This window comes from Streptomyces sp. NBC_00234, from assembly GCF_036195325.1.
Lineage (GTDB): Bacteria > Actinomycetota > Actinomycetes > Streptomycetales > Streptomycetaceae > Streptomyces.
This window is the reverse complement of sequence record NZ_CP108101.1, coordinates 69502-89437: the sequence shown is the minus strand read 5'-3', so window position 1 is coordinate 89437 and position 19936 is coordinate 69502. Positions and strand designations below refer to the sequence as shown.

The 19936-nt window shown below is 69.8% G+C and carries 15 protein-coding genes; 11 read left to right on the top strand and 4 right to left on the bottom strand.

Annotated features, from left to right (window positions below; translation table 11 throughout):
• Nucleotides 1-41: 41 nt before the first annotated feature.
• Together OG230_RS00470 and OG230_RS00465 are read left to right on the top strand one after the other, a co-directional pair.
• On the top strand, nucleotides 42-893 hold the full coding sequence (locus tag OG230_RS00470) for an aldo/keto reductase (RefSeq protein ID WP_328908104.1): 852 nt from the start codon (nucleotides 42-44) through the stop codon (nucleotides 891-893).
• Between the two features lie 190 nt (nucleotides 894-1083).
• Nucleotides 1084-2613 (top strand): alpha/beta hydrolase, encoded by a 1530-nt coding sequence (locus tag OG230_RS00465; protein ID WP_328908103.1) that lies wholly within the window; start codon nucleotides 1084-1086, stop codon nucleotides 2611-2613.
• 161 nt (nucleotides 2614-2774) lie between these two features.
• Here OG230_RS00465 and OG230_RS00460 read toward each other — a convergent pair whose 3' ends face one another.
• Complete coding sequence (locus OG230_RS00460) at nucleotides 2775-3533, bottom strand: MBL fold metallo-hydrolase (protein WP_328908102.1); 759 nt, start codon at nucleotides 3531-3533, stop codon at nucleotides 2775-2777.
• A gap of 536 nt (nucleotides 3534-4069) precedes the next feature.
• On the opposite strand from OG230_RS00460, the gene OG230_RS00455 reads away from it, so the two are divergent.
• From OG230_RS00455 to OG230_RS00415, 9 genes are all read left to right on the top strand, one after another.
• Nucleotides 4070-4705, top strand: coding sequence for an alpha/beta hydrolase (locus OG230_RS00455; protein ID WP_328908101.1), 636 nt, complete (start codon nucleotides 4070-4072; stop codon nucleotides 4703-4705).
• A gap of 330 nt (nucleotides 4706-5035) precedes the next feature.
• Complete coding sequence (locus OG230_RS00450) at nucleotides 5036-7876, top strand: ATP-binding protein (RefSeq protein WP_328908100.1); 2841 nt, start codon at nucleotides 5036-5038, stop codon at nucleotides 7874-7876.
• Nucleotides 7877-8524: 648 nt separating this feature from the next.
• Nucleotides 8525-11308 (top strand): helix-turn-helix transcriptional regulator, encoded by a 2784-nt coding sequence (locus OG230_RS00445; RefSeq protein ID WP_328908099.1) that lies wholly within the window; start codon nucleotides 8525-8527, stop codon nucleotides 11306-11308.
• A 281-nt stretch (nucleotides 11309-11589) separates the two neighbouring features.
• Nucleotides 11590-12411: an alpha/beta fold hydrolase gene (locus tag OG230_RS00440; protein WP_328908098.1), complete on the top strand. Its 822-nt coding sequence runs from the start codon at nucleotides 11590-11592 to the stop codon at nucleotides 12409-12411.
• Between the two features lie 205 nt (nucleotides 12412-12616).
• The gene (locus OG230_RS00435) at nucleotides 12617-13408 is read left to right on the top strand and encodes an alpha/beta hydrolase (protein ID WP_328908097.1); all 792 of its coding nucleotides are present in this window, start codon (nucleotides 12617-12619) and stop codon (nucleotides 13406-13408) included.
• 300 nt (nucleotides 13409-13708) lie between these two features.
• Nucleotides 13709-14644, top strand: coding sequence for a PmoA family protein (locus OG230_RS00430; protein ID WP_328908096.1), 936 nt, complete (start codon nucleotides 13709-13711; stop codon nucleotides 14642-14644).
• A gap of 455 nt (nucleotides 14645-15099) precedes the next feature.
• Nucleotides 15100-15261, top strand: a complete 162-nt coding sequence (locus OG230_RS00425) for a hypothetical protein (protein WP_328908095.1) — start codon at nucleotides 15100-15102, stop codon at nucleotides 15259-15261.
• Nucleotides 15258-15827, top strand: a complete 570-nt coding sequence (locus OG230_RS00420; protein ID WP_328908094.1) for a sigma-70 family RNA polymerase sigma factor — start codon at nucleotides 15258-15260, stop codon at nucleotides 15825-15827. The genes OG230_RS00425 and OG230_RS00420 overlap by 4 nt, the downstream gene beginning before the upstream one ends.
• Nucleotides 15824-16684, top strand: a complete 861-nt coding sequence (locus OG230_RS00415) for a hypothetical protein (RefSeq protein WP_328908093.1) — start codon at nucleotides 15824-15826, stop codon at nucleotides 16682-16684. Before OG230_RS00420 ends, OG230_RS00415 begins: the two co-directional genes overlap by 4 nt.
• A 138-nt stretch (nucleotides 16685-16822) precedes the next feature.
• Here the strand turns inward: OG230_RS00415 and OG230_RS00410 are convergent, their stop codons facing one another.
• The 3 genes from OG230_RS00410 to OG230_RS00400 form a co-directional block, all read right to left on the bottom strand.
• Nucleotides 16823-17116, bottom strand: a complete 294-nt coding sequence (locus OG230_RS00410; RefSeq protein WP_328908092.1) for a DUF6221 family protein — start codon at nucleotides 17114-17116, stop codon at nucleotides 16823-16825.
• A complete protein-coding gene (locus OG230_RS00405; RefSeq protein WP_328908091.1) occupies nucleotides 17113-17376 on the bottom strand; it encodes a hypothetical protein in 264 nt (87 codons plus the stop codon). The genes OG230_RS00410 and OG230_RS00405 overlap by 4 nt, the downstream gene beginning before the upstream one ends.
• Nucleotides 17377-17521: 145 nt before the next feature.
• Nucleotides 17522-19486, bottom strand: coding sequence for a HelD family protein (locus OG230_RS00400; protein ID WP_443051468.1), 1965 nt, complete (start codon nucleotides 19484-19486; stop codon nucleotides 17522-17524).
• Nucleotides 19487-19936 lie beyond the last annotated feature (450 nt).

Sequence of the window (19936 nt, the reverse complement as noted above, 5' to 3'; positions counted from 1 at the left end):
TCAACGGCTCCCACCCACCGGAACAGACAAGGAAGATCCCCGTGCAGACTGTCGCCCTGAACAACGGCATCGAGATGCCGATTCTCGGCTTCGGCGTCTACCAGATCCAGCCGGAGCAGACCGAGCAGGCCGTCTCCGACGCCCTCGCCGCGGGCTACCGGCTCCTCGACACCGCCGCCGCCTACGGCAACGAGGAGGCTGTCGGCCGCGCCATCAAGAACAGCGGGATCCCGCGCGAGGAGCTCTTCGTCACCACCAAGCTCTGGGTCCAGGACGCCCCCGCCGAGGCCAACACCCACCGCGCCTTCGAGACGTCCCTGGCCAAGCTGGGCCTGGATCACGTCGACCTGTACCTGATGCATCAGCCCTACGGCGATGTCTACGGCCAGTGGCGCGCGATGGAGGCCGTCAACCGCGAGGGACTGGCCAAGGCGATCGGCGTCGCCAACTTCTACCCCGATCGGCTCCTGGACCTCATCCTCAACAACGAGGTCACCCCTGCGGTCAACCAGATCGAGACCCACCCGTTCTTCCAGCGCACCGCCGACCACGACCTGATGCGTGAGCACGGAGTGCAGCACCAGTCGTGGGGCGGATTCGCCGAAGGCAGGAACAACCTGTTCGCCCACCCCGTCCTTGGCGAGATCGGCAGGACGCACGACAAGTCCGCGGCACAGGTCGTCCTTCGCTGGCTTGTCCAGCGGAGCATCGTCACCATCCCCAAGTCGGTCCGCCCCGACCGGATGGCGCAGAACTTCGACGTCTTCGACTTCGAACTCACCGACGCCCAGATGGCGCGTATCACCGCCCTCGACACCGGCACGACGCTGTTCTTCGACCACCACGACCCGGAGATGGTCGCCTGGCTCAGCAAGCGCCGCCTGGACAGCTGAATTCCGTACGCGCGACGGGCTCTGCGCTGCGGCGGGACGGCCGGGTGCCGTGAGCGCCCGGGTGTGAGGAGGCGCGGTACAGAGGGTGCTCACCCCCCCGTGCGGGCCGAGTCTTCTCGGGGGTAACCCCACCCGCTTTCGGGGTCTTCCCGGAGTGTGCCGAGGTGTCCGCCGCCCCTAGCGTGCGGGTATGTCAACTTCCCGACGCACCAAGGCATTCGCGGCGTGTGTGGCGGTGCTGCTCGCCGCCTCCGCGACGACCACCGCCACCGCTGCCGAACCGGACCCGTTCGCCCGCTTCCTCGACCAGCACGTCGACTGGCACGCCTGCGCCCTCGGCGCCGGCGACGACCTGGGCCAGGCGCTGGACGCCGCCGGCGCCGCCTGCGCCGGCATCACCGTGCCGCTCGACTACGCCGACCCCGGCGGTCGCACCATCACCGTCGCCCTGTCCCGCCTGCAGGCCACCGACACCGCCCACCGCGTCGGCCCACTGCTGCTCAACGACGGCGGACCGGCCGGCCCCGGCCTCCACATGCCACTGACCAAGTCGGAGGTGATGGGAGACGTCGCCGACCGTTACGACCTGATCGGCATGGACCCGCGGTTCGTCGGCCGGAGCACCCCGCTGGACTGCGGCTGGGACCTCGGCTCCGCCCCCCTCCGCTCCGCGGGCGCCGACCTGGCGGCGTACCGCGAGGAGGTCGCCGTCGCGCGCGAGCTGGCCGGGCGGTGCGAGCGCGCCCACGGCGACGTGCTGCCGTACGTCACCACCCGCAACACCGCCCGCGACATGGACGTCATCCGCGCCGCCCTCGGCGAGGACGCCCTGTCCTACCTCGGCTACTCCTACGGCAGTTACCTCGGTGAGGTCTACACGCAGCTCTTCCCCGGCCGCACCGACCGCATGGTGCTCGACGGCGTCAACTCCCCGGAGCGCTACAGCCACACGCTGCTGCGCGGCGCTGAGGCGGCCAACGAGGCGGCCCTGCGCGCGTGGGCGTCATGGGCCGCCGCACGGCACGACACCTACGGGCTGGGCACCACGCGCGGCAAGGTCCTGGCAACGGTGGAGCACATCCTCGGTGCCGCCGCGGAAGAGCCGCTGAGGATCGGGGAGGCGTATCTGCTGGACGAGCACGTGCTCCCCGCCATCTTCATCGGCGGCCTGGGCAGCGACCTCGACGAGCGGCGCGCCGACCTGGCCGAGACCGTGCGTCTCCTGGCGCGCGCTGCGGACCGGGAACCGGTCGAGCCGTCCGAAACGCTCGCCGGGCAGCTGGAGTTCCTACTGACCGGGGCAGGTTCCGCCCCCGCCGGCCAGATGACCGCGATCGTCTGCGGCGACGTGGCCGAGCGGCGCGGCGTCGGCAGTTACTGGCGCGCGGTCGAGGAATCCCGTGAGCGCTACCCCCTCACCGGGCCGTTGGCCAACAACATCACCCCTTGCGAGTTCTGGGACCGGCCTGCCGAGGCACCGACCGTGCTCGACAACGACGTCCCGGCCCTGCTCGTCGCCGCCACCGGCGACCCCCGCACCCTCTACGCCGATGCCGAGGCCATGCGCGAGCAGTGGCCGAGCTCCCGGCTGCTCACCGTGGAGGGCGCCCGCCAGCACGGCCTGTACGGCGAGTACGGCAACGCCTGCGTCGACGAGCACGTCAACGCCTACCTGCGCACGGGACGGCTCCCCGCGCACGACCTGACCTGCGAGCCGTAGCCCTGGCAGCGGTACCCGGCGACGCGGGCGGTGCCGGCGTCGCCGGGCGCACAGACCGAGACCGGCCTCGGGGAACATCGGTACAGCGGCACCGGGAACACGCCTTCGCCCGCAGGGAGCACCACAAGATCCTCCGCGGACCCAGCCCCCTGCGACACGCATCAGGAGGACGTGCGGGTGTCGATCACGGTCGGGACGCCGCGCTCCGGCCAGCGTAGGCGGCTGTCCAACTCCGCACGGACGAAGGCGTCCTTGATGCCGTCGCGACCCTGGGTGAAGTGGTCCCAGGCGTCGTAGTGGACGGGCACGACCGTCTTGGCGCCCAGTGACCGTGCCAGCCGCGCCCCTTGCGCGCCGTCCATGGTGATGAAGTCATCACCGAAGTACGGCACGACGGCGGCGCCGAAGTGGAGGACCGCGGCCCCGACGGAGTAGCGCCGACCGATCTCGTCGAGCTCGTCGTAGTAGACCGTGTCGCCGGATACGTAGAGGGCCTCGTCCTCGTCGGGTGTACGGATCAGGAAGCCGATCACATCACCGGCATGGCGGCCCGGGGTGGCGGTGACGAGCAGCGTTCCGCGCTCGTTGGTGAGTTCGTACGTCTGCCACGGCGCGAGTCCGACCGCGCCGCCACCGAGCCGCCCGGCACCGCTGACGGTGGTGAGGACGGTCCGGCCCTCGAGCAGCGCCCGGCCCGCGGTATCCAGGTTGTCGGGGTGCTCGTCGTGGCTGAGCAGGATGGCGTCGAGGGCCGGCAGGTCCGCAGCCTCGACGGCGGGGCCTGCGAGGCTGCGAAGGGTGACGGGCCCTGTCGGGTACTCCGTGGGTGCGTGGTCGAAGGCTGGATCGGTCAGGAGGGTAAGACCGCCCACTTCGAGGATGACGGTCGCGGTCCCGATGGAGGTGAGGGTCGTCTTCATGGCTCTCCTTGGAGTCTTGCCGGCCGACGGATCCGCCCGGGAGGGTGGTGCCGCCTTCCCGGTCGTCGCACCGACGTACTTCGTAAGGTCGCTGCGCCCGGGGGCGTTTGGCACTGGCCCGGCGAACTGGTGTGGGCGTCGGGGTGACCCGCTCGGTCACGGCCAACAGCGTGCGCCAGAAGTGTGTGACGCGTCATCAGTCGGATGACTTCACCTGTGCGGCTCCACGGTCCGGCGGAGGTGCTGTCGGAAACCGGCACGCTCCGCGGTGCCGAGCTGCGGGCCGGGCGCCACTGTGCCCTGGGGATGAGCCTGGGATCGAACTCGGCCTGAGCGCAGATTCGGGGTGCGCCGACTCCGTTGCGACATGCAGTCAACTGACGGATTTCCGTGCCCGCGAGCTTTCCTAACGTCAGAGAGGCGGAGCAGCCATGCAGGGCATCACCGGCCCGAGTCGGCAGTCTCGCATCGGACCGCCGACGGCATACCGACACACCATGAGAGGGGCTGAGCCGTGACCACGATCACCGCTGCCGATGATCCCGAGAACGTCTCCGGCACGAGCGCGATCGCAGCGCCCAACCGCTTCGTCGAGAGCAAGGGCCGCACCCCCCGGGTGGTCCCTCGGCGGCATCGCGGCCCAGATAGGTCTCGCGACTTACCCCGAACTGGTCAGCGCACTCGTGCTCCTGGGCACCAACCCTCCCGGACACATGGTCAAGCCGTCCGAGCAGCTCTTCTACGACGTCTCCACCAAGCCGGAGAACGACTTCGCCGACGAGGTCACGCTCTTCTTCGAACCGTCGGACCCCGGCAGCAGAGAAAGCGCCCGACGCTCCTGGGAACGGATCGCGGCCCGGAGCGAAGACCGCAGCATCCCGGTGCCGGGGCCCTGGGCCGCCGCCCAGATCGACAGCGAACCCCGCAATCCCGTCTTCCCCGCCGGAGCGGTCCTCGACGTGCTGAAGACGACGCGAACTCCCGTACTCCACATCGCAGGTGACCACGACATCATGTTCCCGGTGGAGAACTGGTACGCCCTGAGCCGGCAGCTGGCCACCGTACACCTGATCACCTATCCGCGCGCCGGGCACGGACCGCACCAGCAGTATCCCGAGGTATCGGCCGCGCACGTCGCCGCCTTCACCGCTTCTCTGCAACCGCGGGGCTGATACGACCCTCTGCCCGGGAGCTTCGCCGCCGGACCGAGGACGACAGCGTTCCGGACACACGTCGGTAGCGGACCGGCTCAGCTGCTCCCAACGCCTGTCGGGCGCAGCCAATGCGGTACAGGGCGGTCGCGGTCCGGCCGCTGTGGTGGATCACTGTGGCGGATGATGTGCCCCTGGCGCGAAGAGGCTTCCCCGGTGCCGGCCGGCTGGGCCGATGCTGTGACCTGGTCAGGCTGGTGAGTTGCGGCGGGCGGACCGGTCGGTCGCGCATGACCGATCCCTCCAAGCCCATGGGAGGGTAGGCGGGCTGTTCTCGGGAGGGGGGAAGGCGTGACCGGGGTATTCGAGGGGGACCTGGCCGCAGGGGAGATCATCGGCCGGGAGGACGAACTGGCCGTTCTGGAGTCGCTGTTGTCGCAGCGGCTGGGTGGGTCGCCGCTGGTCGTGGCAGGTGAGCCGGGCTCGGGCAAGAGCACGTTGCTTGCTGCCGCCGCGGTGTCGGCGGAGCGTCAGGGGTGGCGTGTCCTGAGCGTGCGTGGTGCGGAGGAGGGTGCTGAGCTGGCCTTTTCCGGCCTGTATCGGTTGCTGCGGCCGGTGTTGGACAGCCTGGCCGTGCTGCCGGGGCGCCAACGGACGTCACTGGCGGGCGCCTTCGGCCTGGATCCTCATGACCCGGCTCACCGTCCGCACGGAGAGCCGGGTCAGGAGGAAAGGGCCGTCGGCCCGGATGCGGAGGGCAGGCGTCTGGAACCCGTACTCATTCATCTGGCTGCGCTGGACCTGCTGTGCGAGGTCGGCAGCCGCAAGCCGCTGGTCCTGATCGTCGACGATGCCCAGTGGCTGGACACCGGATCGCTCGACGCGCTTGCCTTCATCGCACGGCGGCTTGCGGACGAACCGGTCGCCCTGCTGGCCGGTGCGCGCACGGGGAATGTACCCGAGCAGCTCGGAGGCTTCCTCGACCAATTGGTGGTGCAGCCGCTGTCGGAGGCTGCCTCGGCGCGGCTTGTGGACCGGCAGCCGAAGGCGCCTGTGGGACGGATGCGGACGCGGATTCTTGAGCAGGCTGCGGGCAATCCGCTCGCGCTGGTCGAGCTTGCCCGGTCGGCTGGGGGACGTGCCGCCGAGCTTGCAGGCGAGGACGTGGAGGTCCTGCCTTTGACGGAGCGGCTGGAGCGGATTTTCGTCTCTCGTCTGGCGGGACTTCCCGATATCACCCGGCGAGCCCTGCTGCTCGCCTCTGCAGCCGGGGGGTCGGACCTGCCGGCGGCTCCTCTGATGGCAGTCGCCGCTACCGCACCCGACGGGGCAGAGGTGTGGCGGCCTGCCGAGCGGGCCGGCCTGGTCCGACTGGACAGTGCGGAGGTCCGCTTCCGGCATCCGCTGGTGCGCTCGGCCGTTTACCAGACAGCCCCGTTCGCAGCCCGCAGGCAGGCACATCTGGCGTTGGCGGAGGTGCTGGAAGGACATCCCGACCGACGGGTCTGGCACCTGGCCGCGGCGACCCTCACTCCGGACGAGGACATCGCCGCGGGCCTCGTGGACACCGCCGACCGGGCCCGCCGACGCGGTGGCTACCACGCCGCGGCGGTGGCTCTGGAGCGTGCGGCCGAGCTGAGCCCTCTCGCGCAGGACCGGGCCCGGCGGCTCGTCGACGCAGCCGAGACAGCGATGTTCGCGGGCCGGCCCCGCAGGGTGGATGCGCTCGCGGCGAAGGCGGCGGCGGCCACCGACGATCCGGAGCTCTTGGCGGCAGCCGCCACGCTCGCAGGCTGGGCGCTGGCGGTGACCTCCCGGCACGCGGCGTGTCTGGACATCCTTCTGCCCCTGGCCGAGTCCCGCGCAGGCGCCTCGCCCGACCGCGCCGTGGCCGCTCTGAGCGCCGCCGCGCACGTCGTCTACAACGCCGGGGACGAAACGTCCCGACAAGCCACACTACGGATCGCCACGAGCGCCGGACCAGCGGGCACCGATGCCCAGCGGCTGTGGACGTCGGTGGCGTGCGATCCGTTCGCCGACCGTGAGGAGCGGGTGTCTCTGCTGCGCAGGGCCACCGCCGGCCCGGAGCGGCCGTTGCCCGACATGGTCCTGCTCGGCGGCACGGCCTGGGTGCTGGACGAGACCGACACCGCCATCACGCTGCTCGGGGGCGCACTGAACCACCTGCGGCGAACCACCACAGCGGGAACCAATGCCACCGTGGCTCAGGCTCTCGCCACGGCTCAGTTCGACACAGGAGCATGGGAAAGCGCCGATGCCCTGGCGCAGGATGCTTCCCGTACGGCAGCGGAGGACGGCCTGGAGGTCGCGGCGGCAGCCGCGGGCTGCGTGACCGCCCTGCTTCGTGTGTCGCAGGGTGATGCGGTGGGGGCCCGCTCCGCTCTGGCTCGCGCGGTCACGGGGTTCGAGCTGTCCCGCAGCCGAGGACTGGCGGTGCGGGCGCGGCTGGTCCTGGGAGCCGCCGCCGCGCTGGAGGGACATCACATTCCGGCGTACGAGCAGTTGCGCGGACTGTTCACCGCAGGGCCCGAACCGCGCCCACTGCACTATCACCTGTCCTACTACGGGATGGCCGACCTGGCGACGGCAGCGGTACGTGCCAACCGTGGCGACGACGCACGGCGGATCCTGGCGTCCACCGAAGAGACCCTGTCCGGCCGGGTGTCGGCGCGGCTGGCCGCGCTGCTGAACCGGGCACGGGCCGCACTGTCCGATCCTCCGGAAGCCGAGCCCCACTTCCTGGCCGCGCTGGCCGACCCGGCAGGAGAGCAGTGGCCCTTCGAACGGGCCAGGGCGCGCCTGGAGTACGCGCAGTGGCTACGGCGGCGGCGCCGGACCGGCGACGCCCGCCAGGAACTCGTGCGGGCGCTGGCCGTATTCCAGCAGGTCGGCGCCCATCCGTGGGCGGCCGATGCGATCGCCGAACTGCGGGCCTGCGGCGTCACCACGCCTGCCGGTGCGCAACAGGACGTCAAGGTGGGGGAGCTGACGGCACAGCAGTTGAGGATCGTCCGACTGGCCGCCGAAGGGCTGACCAACCGGGAGATCGGGGAGCGGATGCTGTTGTCGCCGCGCACGGTCGGATTCCACCTGTACCAGGCTTTTCCCAAGCTCGGTGTGACCACCCGGGGCCAGCTGCGGGGCGCCCTCGACGGCCTGGGGCAGGGGTGATCAGGCCGGTTCTCATGGTTGCGGAGCGGTACCCAGTCAAGTGACCTAAGCACCGGGCGCGCGCGTGCCACACGATGAGTGGGGAGAGGGACGGCTCAGGCTGACAGAAGGCCGAGCACGGCCTCGTGCCACTGATGGGGGTGGGTCGACTGCGCACCGTACGGAGCCCTGGGGAGGACCACCGTGCGACCGTCGGGGACGGCTCGGGCCAGAGGCGTGCGCCACTGGCCTCGTACGGCCTGAACACGTCGTCCACGATCGGGGCGCTACCGTGCCTCGGGCCAGGTCGGCAAGGCCGGCCAGTCGGGCTGCCGGTGCCCGACCTGCGTACGACCGGACTCGCCAGGGCCACCGCCTCCACCCGGCCGGTGCCGTGAGTGGCGAGGTAGGCGGACCGGCCGCACCCCCTCCGGTGGAACGTGACCACCCCGTGGCCGGCCGGGACGACAGCCCTCACCTGCCGTCCTGGGCGGCGTGGGTCGGCGGCCACCCGCACACACGCACCACGGGCCGGGGCGTCGCCGAAGTCCTCGTAGGAGAGGCCCACTTCGGCGCGGCCTTCCTCTCCCACCCTCATACGCGGCACGGGACACTCCCTCGCTGGTACGCCCCAGTGTCGTCCACCGGCCAGGACAGGCAATCAGTCAGATGACTACACCTGGCCCCTCACCCCCGAGAGACGAGATGAGTCAGGACATCATCGGAAGGGCCGGGGAACTGGCCGCACTGCGCGAGCTGGTCGACCGGGCCCCCGGCGTACCCCCCAACCTCGTGCTTCATGGTGATCCCGGGGTGGGTAAGTCGGTTCTGTTGCGGGCTTGTGTGGGCTACGCCCGGCAGCAGGGCGTACGGATCCTGGGTGGAACCGGCTACGAATGCGAGGCCCAGCTGGCGTTCGCGGGTCTGCATCAGCTGTTTGCGCCGGTCATGGACTATTTGGACCGGGTTGAGCCGTACCACCGGACGGTGCTGCGGAGGGTTCTGGGCCTGGAGGCCGGTCCAGCACCGGACCGGCTGGCCATCTCGGTGTCCACGATCGCGGTGATTGCCGCCGTGGCCGAGGACAGCCCCGTGCTCATCGCGGTGGAGGACGCTCACTGGGTGGACGTTCCGACCCGCGAGGTGATGATGTTTCTCCTGCTGCGGTTGAAACCTCATGACATCCGGGCGGTGTTCGCCCGGCGTCCACTGACCGCTTCCGAGCGTGTCACGCCGGGTATCCGGATGTTTGAGGTGGAGCCCTTGGACGAGCTGGCGGCCGAGGAGCTGCTTGACCTGCTGTATCCGGGGCTGCCGGAGTCAGTGCGTCACCGGGCTCTGCGTGAGGCCGCCGGCAACCCGCTGGCTCTGGCCGAACTCCCCGGCGTTTTCGGGACCGACGCCGCAATCGGCCTCGAGATGCTGCCCGACGGCGCACCGGTGCGAACCCGACTGGAATCCAGTTACGCCGGCCGCGTGCTCGCCCTGCCGACCGCACTGCGCACCGCGCTGCTCCTCACTGCTCTGGACGGCGACCGGGTCGAGCACCGCGCGACCACCGCCCGGCCGACGACGTTGTCTTCGCTGGACGTCCAGGAGGTCGAACGCGTCGGCCTGATCACCCGCGACTCCACCCCCTCGGGACTGCGCTTCCGCCACCCGCTGGTCCGCTCGGCGATCATCGGGACCGCGGCCCCCGACGAGGTTCGTGCCGCGCACGCGATGCTGGCCGAGCAGTACCGAGGCGATCCCGAACGGCGGGTGTGGCACCTGGCTGCCGCCTCCGTGGAGCCGGCAGAGGACGTCGCTGCCGAGATCGAGCAGGCCGCCCGGGCACTGACCCTGCGCGGTGGCACCGGCCTCGCCGTGACCGCCTGGCGGCGGGCCGCCGGGCTGAGTCCCGCTCCGGGCGATGCCGCCCGGCGCCTTGAGCGGGCGGCCGAGCTGGCGAGCGAGGCGGGTCAGCTCCGCCTGGCCCAGGAGCTCCTCGATCAGTCGCGCGAGCATCTCGACGACCCGGGCCACTCCGGCCGCGGTCTGACCACCACAGCGCGGATCCTGTTGTTGCGTGACGGCGATCTGGCCGCTGCGCGCCGGCTGCTGGCAAGTGCCTTGCCCGCCGCTGCGGAGCGAACCGTTCTCGTCCGCATCGTCGCCGCCTCCTACGCGCAGGACCCTGCCGAGTGGGTCGAGGTCCGGCAGGTCGTCACCGAACACGCCGGGCAGTGGGGGGACCAGGTCGAGCTCTTGTACGGAGTGCTGTGTGATGTGTCGCGTACCGGCCACGGCCTGGTACCGCGATTGCGGGAGGCGTTCCGTAACCTCCCCGCCGACGCCTCCCCGGGGCAGGTGGCCGAACTTTGCAGGGCGGCGGCCTGGCTGGATATGTTGCACGACTATCGCGGTCGGGTGCGCGAACTGATCGTCCGGGAAAGCGGCGCCGGCGCGGTGACGTATGCCGCGAGCGGCTACTGGTTCGCCGCGCACGACCATTTCCTGTCCGGCGACTGGGAAGCTGCCGAGACCGCGGCGCTCGCGGGCCTGGACCTGTGCGTCCGGCACGACCTGGAACTCCTTGCCCATGACCTGCGCTGCAGCCTGGGCTGGGTCGCCGCCGGCCGCGGTGACACCGAGAGCACCCGTGCTTACAGCAGCACTGTCGAGCAGTGGGCGGCTCCGCGGGGCAGCACGCTGCACCTGGCCATGTCCGCCCGGAACCTGGCATTGGCGGCGCTGGCCGAGGGTGACTACGAGAGCGCCTACACACAGTGCGTCCGTGTGAGCCCGGCCGGGGAACTTGCCCCGTACGCCGCGTACGCGCCGTGGCTCGTCCTGGACCTCGTGGACGCCGCTGTGCGCACCGGCCGGAATCGCGAGGCCGCCGCGCATGTCGCGGCGGCGGAACGTGCCGACCTCGCGGGCCTCACCGGCCGTTTGCGCCTGCAGTTGTATGCCGCCCGCGCCCTCGTTTCACCCGAGGAGGAGGCGGTCGCGCTGCTCAGGAAGGCACTGGCCCTGCCGGGCGTGGACCGCTGGCCCTTCGATCACGCCCGGGCGCGTCTGGTGCTCGGCGAGTTGCACCGGCGCCGGCTGCGTCCCGGTGACGCCCGCTCCGAACTGCGGCGGGCCGCCGAGATCTTCGGCCGCGTCGGTGCGACCGCCTGGCGCCGCCGCGCCGAACAGGAACTACGAGCCTCGGGCATCGCCGTCGCCACGGTCCCCGTCCCCGGCTCGCCCGCACTCGCCCTGCACGGCCTGACCGCCCAGCAGTTGGAGGTGGCGCATCTCGCGGCCTCGGGGCTGAGCAACAAGAAGATCGCTGAGCGGCTCTATCTGTCGCCGCGCACGGTCGGTGCACACCTGTACCGCATCTTCCCCAAGCTCGGCATCACCTCGCGCTCCGCGCTGCGCGACGCGTTGGGAACGCGGGCCGCGACGGTGCCGCCGGGCTGACGACGGCAGAGGGATCCGGGAGACAGCGCAGCCCGGCCCGGGGAGGGAGGACCGCCTCTTCTCCCTTGCCGTGCCGAGTCACCACCCGGCGCTCGGTGATGTGCAGTCAACTGACTGATTTCCGCTGCCGGTTGCTCACCTAGCTTGATGGCGACGGAGCTACCGGCCGGGGCCAGGAGGGCCAGGCGGGCGCTTCCACCGGGGATCGCTCGTCTTACACCGCGCAGGACGTGGCCGGAGACGGGGCGACGCCTACCGCACTCGAGGGGAAGGACGACACCATGGCCGCCACCATCACGACCGACGGTACCGAGATCTTCTACAAGGACTGGGGCAGCGGCCGGCCGGTCGTCTTCAGCCACGGCTGGCCCCTGAATGCCGACGCGTGGGACGACCAGATGTACCTGGTCGCCTCGCACGGCTATCGGGCCATCGCCCACGACCGCCGTGGTCATGGCCGTTCCGGCCAGCCGTGGTCCGGCAACGACATGGACACCTACGCCGACGATCTCGCCCAGCTGATCGAGCACCTCGACCTGACCGACGCCGTACTCGTGGGGCACTCGACGGGCGGTGGCGAGGTGACCCGTTACATCGGCCGGCACGGCACCGCCAGGGTCGGCAAGGCCGTCCTGCTGGGAGCGGTGCCCCCGCTGATGCTCCGGACCGATGCCAACCCGCACGGTCTGCCGATCGAGGCATTCGACGCCATCCGGGCGGGTGTGAGCGCCGACCGGTCGCAGTTCTACCAGGACCTCAGCCTGCCGTTCTACGGTTTCAACCGCCCCGGCGCGGCTGTCTCCCAAGGGGTTTCGGACGCGTTCTGGCTACAGAGCATGCAGGTGGGGCTCAAGGGTGCGCTGGACTGCATCCGGGCGTTCTCCGAGACGGACTTCACCGACGACTTGGCGCGATTCGACATACCGACCCTCATCGCGCACGGGGACGACGACCAGATCGTTCCGGTCGTGGCCGCGGCCCTGAAGTCCGCCGAGCTCGTGAAGGACGCGACGCTCAAGATCTACGAGGGCGCTCCGCACGGCCTGGTGGGGGAGTTCAAGGAGCAGTTCGGCATCGATCTGCTCGCCTTCCTGGCCGACTGATCCGTTCGCCCTCCCACCTCCGCCCTCCCCACCTGGTACCTGATCCCGACCGGGGACAAGGGTCGTCCCGCCCGCCGCGCAGCGGTTCATGGCCGCGCGCGGGCAGCCACGTCATCGAGATCCGCCCTTCGCACGTCGCCCCGATGTGCGCCCCCCGGTACGACCGCCGCTGTCGTCCGCGCCGCCACTCGCTGAAGGAACTCCCATGAAACCCGACACCATCGTCCTGATCCACGGCTTCTGGGTCACCCCCCGCAGCTGGGAACTGTGGATCCCCTACTACCAGGCCAAGGGCTTCCACGTGGTGGCCCCGGCCTACCCCGGATTCGAGGTCGAGGTCGAGGCGCTCAACGCCGACCCGGCCCCGATCGAGGAACTCACCGTCCCCGCGATCGTCCAGTCGCTGGAGAAGCTCATCGACAACCTCGGTACCCAGCCGATCATCATGGGCCACTCCGCCGGCGGCGTCTTCACCCAGATCCTCCTCGACCACGGTTACGGTGCCGCCGGGGTGGCCATCAACTCCGCCCCCACCGAGGGCGTCGCGACGATCCCTCTCTCGCAGCTCAGAGCCGCCTTCCCGGTGCTGAGGAACCCCGCCAACCGCCACAGGGCGGTGGGCTTGACCTACGACCAGTGGCGGTACGCCTTCACCAACACCTTCCCCGAGAGTGAGGCCCGCGCCCTGTACGACCGCTACCACGTCCCCGCCTCCGGCCACGTGTTCTGGGACAGCGCGCTGGCCAACGTCCACCCCGGTCACGCCGACTCCTACGTCGATTACCGGAACGACAACCGGGCGCCGCTGCTGTTCGTCGCCGGTGAGAACGACCACCTGATGCCGCCGAAGATCCAGCGCTCCAACGCCAAGCACTACAAGTCGAACACCGTCACCGAATTGGTCGAGTTCCCCGGCCGTTCCCACCTGATGCCCGCCCAGCAGGGCTGGGAGGAGATCGCCGACCACGCCCTGGACTGGGCTCTGGACCACTCCTGACCGGCGTCCTGCACGCGGCGCCCGGGCGCCGCGTGCAGGACGGTCTGCGGGTACCGAGCGATGTGGCGTTGGTCGGCTGCGACGACATCGAATACCCGCCCACCGCCTGGTTCCGGCACGCTCATCGGCAAGGCTTACGGCCGCCAGGAGCGGTTTCGGCGCCCGCCGTACCCGTGAATCACCGCCACGCGCAATGTGTCGGCGTTCAGCGGACCAACCGGTGCTCGCGGGCGAGATCGCCGTCGACGGCCCCTACTATCAGGCCGTGCACGGCAGCCACCCCGACTGGAGCCCCAAGCGATGACGATCCAGGTCACCCACACCCACGGCGAGCGCATCACGGTCCGGTCCGGCGGTGTCGAGCTGCTCAGCTATGTTTACGCGCCGGACCCGGACGCCTTCGAGGCCCGCAAACCGTACATCCACCCCCTGCGCACTCTCGCGGGACACGGGGTCTCGGGCTACCGCCCGAACGACCACCGCTGGCACAAGGGTCTCCAGATGAGCGCGAGCCATCTGTCGGGACAGAACTTCTGGGGCGGCAACTGTTATGTCCACGGCGAGGGCTATCTGCGCCTGCCGGAGCGGATCGGTTCCATGCGCCACGACGGTTTCCCCGCTCTCGACGTCGAGGACGATCGCTTCCACCTCGCCGAAGAGCTCACCTGGATCGAAAACGGCGGCCGGGAATGGGCCAGGGAACAGCGCGGCATCACCGTCCACTCGGTCGACGAGGAGGCTGGATCCTGGGCCCTCGACTGGACGATCCGACTGACCAACACCCGCGGAGAACCTCTGCACTTCGGCTCACCGACCACTGCGGGGCGTGAGATGGCCGGCTACACGGGCCTGCAGTGGCGCGGACCGCGCGACTTCTCCGGCGGCACTGTCTTCGGCCCCGACGACGACGGCGATGACACGAGTGGTGCGGTCGAACTGATGGGCACCCAGAGCCCGTGGCTGGCCTTCACCGCCGAACACGACGACATCGACGCGTACTCCACGCTCGTATTCGCGCATGCACCCGAGAACCTCGACGACGCGAGCGCGATCCACGATTCGCACTGGTTCGTACGCTCCGAACCCATCCCGACCGTCGCCTTCTCCTGGGCGTTCTTCGAAGAGTTCGAGCTGGCACCCGGCGCCTCCTTCGCCTACCGCTACCGCATCGTGGTCGCCGACGGTGCCTGGGACCGCGACCAGGTCGCCACGCACCAGAAGGGGCTGACATGGTGAACCTGCCGCACCCGCTGAGCCCGGGCCGTGATGTCCGTGGTCGATGCGGCAGGTATGGAGAAGTTGTCCCGGCAGTACGGAACGGCCGTGCCCCCCCCGGCCTGCCAAGGCGAGGGCCCCGTAGGGCCGGTTTCGCACCGCAGGAGGCGTGTGATCCGGATCACTACCACGGGTTGCTGGATTCGCGCAAACTTATGCAAAGCGTTGATCTTGAGGCGTGTGTGCTGGTGGTGGCGCTGGCGTTCGAGTGGCGTGGGATGGCTGGGGACGCCGGATAAGCAGTAGGGAACATCTGTATGCCACCAGGGCTTGGGTGCTGAGGAACTTTCCTCCAATTGCCCCTGCACACCTGTGCGTTCTGGGGCGTCGTTGTGGTGAAGGGCGCACGATCCGCGCACTTCCCGGGCTCGAAGAAGCGCGCGCCCGGCTCTTCACACGAGCAGAGGCTCTTGCCTGTGACGATCCAACTCGTAGGTGACCTGCTGATCCTGGCGGTCGCGGCCCGCGTCTTTGGTCAGGACGCCCTCGCACTGCTGCGACGCCTGGCCGCCGCCGGCGTCCGGGCCGGGGTGAGCGAGATGAGCCGCCGCCCCAATGAAGGGAGGGAAGGCCGGTGAACGAGAGCCGTAGCCGCACCCGTCGGGGCACCGAGCCGATGACCCAGCAGCCCCCCGATCTCTCCTTCACCGCCTTCCACCAGATGAACCGTCCGACATACGTCCACTACGCCGAGACGTTCCTCCATAACCGCCACGACGCCGAGGAAGCGATCGACAGCGCCTTCGAGCAGCTCCTGCGTACCTGGGACAAGGTCCTGCTCACCGAGAACCCCGCTGGTTACGCCTGGATTCTCATGCGTAACAAGGTCACCGACCACGGCCGTGCCCGTAACCGCCGGCCCCCGCTGCTCGACGACGAGGCATTCAACACCCTCGCCCTGCGGGACGCCGTCGACCCGTACGGCCAGATCACCGAGTCCCTCGCACTCATGCGGGCGATGCGTCAGCTCACCGAACGCCAGCTCGACGTCATGGTGATGACGTACCTCCACGGACTGAAAGCCCCCGAAGTCGCCGATGCCCTCGGCATAACCAGCGCTACCGTCCGCTCCACGGTCCGCCACGCGACGCGTCGGCTGCGGGCCATCCTGGGCCCCGACCGCACGATGGAAGGACGACGATGACCCCCCACATCACGGAGTTCCTCTCCCGAGCCCGCCTCGTTCCCACCCCCTACACCCAGGAAGACATCGAGGCGGCCGAAGCCCGCCTTCTCGCCCGCCTCGACACCTCCACCCCGCTCCCCACTCCTCCTGCCCCGTCCCAGCCGGAAGAGCCGACGGAACAGGAGGCCGCGCAGAACCTGCAGACCCTCTGCGAAACCGTCGTCACCCGCAACACCGCCCTCAACACCCTGGACACCTTCCTCACCCCACAACTGCCCGAACCACCCGGCGCACGCGTTCTGGGCTGCATCCTGCAACTCGCAGAGTCGGAGGAGGACGCCCGCTTCTGGTGGCAGTACGCCGCCGGAGCCGGCGACCCCGTCGCCTCCTACTGCCTCTACCTCCACCACCTGGCCCTCGGCGAACAAGGCGAAGCCACCTGGTGGTACGAGCAGACCGAGCGGATCCAGAGCGATCCCCCCTCCACCGACGACCCCACCGCCACCGGGTCCGGCATGAAACCCGAAGTCGTGCCCGGCCCGGTCAGTGACGCCCTCAACGCCGTGACGACCACCGACGCGAGCATGCTGCCCACCGCGCTGCGCATCCTCGGGGCACTCAAAACCGACTTCGCCGCAGTGCCTGCTGCGGTCGGCGCCGTACTGGACTACGTTCCCGCGGCCGTTGGCCACGTCGAGGGCTTCGACCTGCCCCTGCCCGCCCCGGGATTCACCGACCACATCCGCGCCCTCACCGCCACCACAGGCACACCCCCCAGCAAGCCCCGGGTACGCGACGGCCTCCAGGCACGACCCAAAACCACCCGGCCGGTCATTGCCGCCGCCCGCCGACACCCCACCTGGTGCTGGGGGTAGGCGGACGACGGCAAGGCCCCCGGGTAGCCGCCTCACCAGGTCGGCTGCCCGGGGAGCAGCAGCCGGCCCGTCGGTGGCAGCGTTACCTGGGCGCCCAGTAGCCGGCCCAGGTCACCCACTACGCATGGTTGAAGGGGCTCAGTCGTGTGGATAGTCCGGGTGCTCAACGTAAGGCGCAGCGAAGAGCCGAAGCTGAAACTCGGCGTTCCGCCCGGCTGGTCCCGCAGTTCCCAGGTACGGCACCACGGTGTCTTCAAGGAGCGCGAGCCGGGCTTCAGCCGTAGCCAGGGAGAATCGGGCCTGCTTGGCGGCGTCCTCGGGTTGGACGCCCAAGCGTGCGGACTGCGTGACCATCAGGTTGCCGGTCAAGCGTGCCTTCTCCAGCTCTTCATTCAGCCTGGCCCGGAGGAAGGTCACCAGGGAGGCGGTCATGCGGACTCCGCTTCCGGCTTGAGCTTGCCCACGGTCGGCGGGCGGAGCCGCTCGACGCCCTCGGCGCGGGCGACGCGCCTGAAGTATTCAGAGGTGAGGCCGGTGAGCTTCGCCAGCTGGCCGACGGTCGCGCCGGCCTTGAGGTCGACCGCCGCCTGCACCCGGACGGGATCTTTGAGCTCAGCTTCGGCTTCGCGGGCGCGCCTGTATCGGCCGTAGAGGCGAGTGGCTTCGCCGTCGGGTGTGTAGTCGGTGGCCATGGGCTCATCTTCCCACGATCGCTGGCCACCTATGAGGCCACCAGGTTGCCCTATTTGAGGTGAGGCGGCGAACAGCCCCGTGCGCGCGGGCCGGTGTCTGTACCGTGCCGGGTGCGCCCGCGGCGACGACGCGGGCGCCGAGTCGTCAGGTGGGCTGGACGGTGATCGTGCAGAGGCGCTTGGTGGCCCGGGTCAGGGCTACGTACAAGTCCCTTTCCCCACCGGGGCGGGCCGTGATGATTTCCTCGGGGTTCATGACGACGACTCCGTCGAATTCCAGGCCGCGCGCTTCGGACGCCGGCACGATGCGTGCGTGGTGGGCGATGCCATGGGCCGTCAGCTCGCTGACCCTGGTGTCCGCGCAGATCACTCCCAGAAGCTCGCCCGGGTGCGTGGTGCTCTGGGCGCGGAGTTCCTGGACGACGGCGGTGACCAACCCGTCCGGAGGTATGGTCACGGCGCGAGGGCTCTCACCGCTTCGCGGTGACCGTGTGGGCTTCTGGTCCGGAGCGATCCGCGTGAGCAGGTCCCGGACGCTCTCCAGGATCTCCTGCGTGGTGCGGTAGCTGACGGTCAGGTCGTGCAGTTTGAACCGCGGTCCGACGTGGGGGCTCAGTGCTTCCTTCCAGTCGCGTGCTGTCGCGACCGGACCTGCCTGGGCGAAGTCACCCACCAGCGTCATCGCCCTTGCCGGGCAGCGGCGGACGATCATCCGCCACTGCATGGCGGTCAGTTCCTGCGCCTCGTCGACGACGACGTGCCCGTACGTCCGTTCGGGCGGGCCGTCGACCAGGCTCGCCGCCTCGTCCAGCAACGGCACATCGGCATCGGTCCACGGGTCGTCCGGACCGCGCAGCAGGAGGGACCGCTCCTGCGCGGTCAGGCGGGGGAGGAGCTCGGCGAGAGCGCCGGCGTTCGTCAGGAGCGCCTTCACGAGGTCACCGGGTACCAGCCGCGGCCACAACACCTCGACCGCTCGGTCGACGCCGGCGTCGCCGAGGAGATCGGCTCGGATGGCGTCCAGGTCCAGCTCGTGGGCCGGCCCTGCATCGGGCGCACCTTCGACACGGCGCTGGGCGGCTCCCGTGAACCGGTCGAGGTTGAGGCCCGTCATCCTTTCGGTATCGGCGTCGATCTGCTCCAGGAGGTCGCCCATGTCCCGTTGCATCGCGTCGGTGACGGTGTCGATCAAGAGCTCTTTGAACACCTGGCGCGCGAGGTTGTGCCCCAGTACGGCTGCCACGGCGGCGTCGCGTGCCGTGGCGACTTCCTCGCCGGAGAGGTGGACCAGCTCCTGTCCGACCCGCACGGTGAAGTCACCGGCGGGGGCTTGGTGGACGCGCAGCAGGCCGGCCAAGGCGTCGGCGAGGTCGGAGCTGCCCTTGAGCCGCGCCGTATCGAACGGGTCCACCGTGTCCGTGGACACTCCGGCCAGTTCCGGGCAGGTCGCCAGAACGACGTCGTTCTCTCCGAGCGAGGGAAGGACCTGGGAGATGTAGTCGAGGAACCGGGCGTTCGGGCCCACCACCAGGACACCCTCCTCCGCGGCGCGCGGGAACGCGTACAGGACATAGGCCGCCCGATGCAGGGCGACCACCGTCTTGCCGGTACCGGGCCCGCCCTGCACCACGGTCACCCCGCGGTGGGCGGAGCGGACGATCTCGTCCTGCTCGACCTGCAGCGTCGCGACGGCCGCGTGCATCCTGCCCGTACGCCGTGCCGACAGAGCCTCGGTCAACGGGCCGTCCCCCACGACGTCCTCGTCGGTCGGGGCTGTCCCGTCCAGCAGTTCGTCGCTCACCGAGACGACCGTGCGCTCCTCGAGGCGCAGGTGCCGGCGCCGCCGCAGGTCCATCGGGTGGACCGGTGTCGCCTCGTAGAAGGGCCGCGCCGCGTTCGCGCGCCAGTCCACGAGCAGAGGCAGGTCGTCCTCCTCCGTATGCAGTCCGATCCGCCCGATGCGCAGGGCCGTGCCATCCGTCCAGTCGATGCGCCCGAAGACCAGCCCTTTTTCGGCGCCCTCCAGACGGCCGATTTCCTTGGCCAGACGCTCGGCGGCGATTTCTCTCTCGTATGCCTCACCGGCGCTTTCCGCCGGGGCCTTCAGCACACTCGCTCGGTGTACTCGTGCCTCGGAAAGCCGCTCGGTGAGCAACTCATATAAGGAGGACACATAATCCCGCTCCGATTCAAGCGCGCGCACAGCGGGATCATGCATTTTCGACTTCGACAACAGGGGGCTCCTTCGATTCGAGCCACACCATACGATCAAAGTTCCTTAAAGGTAAGTCTTGACTTACTTGGTAAGTCATGGCCCTGCGGCTGAATCCATGACGGCTGGCCGTATGGCGTATCAGGCATTCCGCCGCTCCGTATATCGTTAATTGCGCTCCCGATGCGCGTATGCCTTATGGGGAGCCCGACCTTGGATGCCGATGTTTTGCCGCGCTCGGGAAGGGGGGAAGGTTCGCCGAGGCGACCGGCGCTATCGAGCTCACTGCCAGGGGGCATCTGGCGGCATCTGGTCGCTTCGGCTGGCGACCCGACCGAGGAGACGAGC

Coding starts and splice junctions, on each gene's coding strand:
- OG230_RS00460 (WP_328908102.1), bottom strand. CDS start 3,533: ATGAAGACGACCCTCACCTCCATCGGGACCGCGACCGTCATCCTCGAA.
- OG230_RS00435 (WP_328908097.1), top strand. CDS start 12,617: ATGAAACCCGACACCATCGTCCTGATCCACGGCTTCTGGGTCACCCCC.
- OG230_RS00440 (WP_328908098.1), top strand. CDS start 11,590: ATGGCCGCCACCATCACGACCGACGGTACCGAGATCTTCTACAAGGAC.
- OG230_RS00455 (WP_328908101.1), top strand. CDS start 4,070: ATGATCCCGAGAACGTCTCCGGCACGAGCGCGATCGCAGCGCCCAACC.
- OG230_RS00465 (WP_328908103.1), top strand. CDS start 1,084: ATGTCAACTTCCCGACGCACCAAGGCATTCGCGGCGTGTGTGGCGGTG.
- OG230_RS00445 (WP_328908099.1), top strand. CDS start 8,525: ATGACTACACCTGGCCCCTCACCCCCGAGAGACGAGATGAGTCAGGAC.
- OG230_RS00415 (WP_328908093.1), top strand. CDS start 15,824: ATGACCCCCCACATCACGGAGTTCCTCTCCCGAGCCCGCCTCGTTCCC.
- OG230_RS00405 (WP_328908091.1), bottom strand. CDS start 17,376: ATGGCCACCGACTACACACCCGACGGCGAAGCCACTCGCCTCTACGGC.
- OG230_RS00430 (WP_328908096.1), top strand. CDS start 13,709: ATGACGATCCAGGTCACCCACACCCACGGCGAGCGCATCACGGTCCGG.
- OG230_RS00410 (WP_328908092.1), bottom strand. CDS start 17,116: ATGACCGCCTCCCTGGTGACCTTCCTCCGGGCCAGGCTGAATGAAGAG.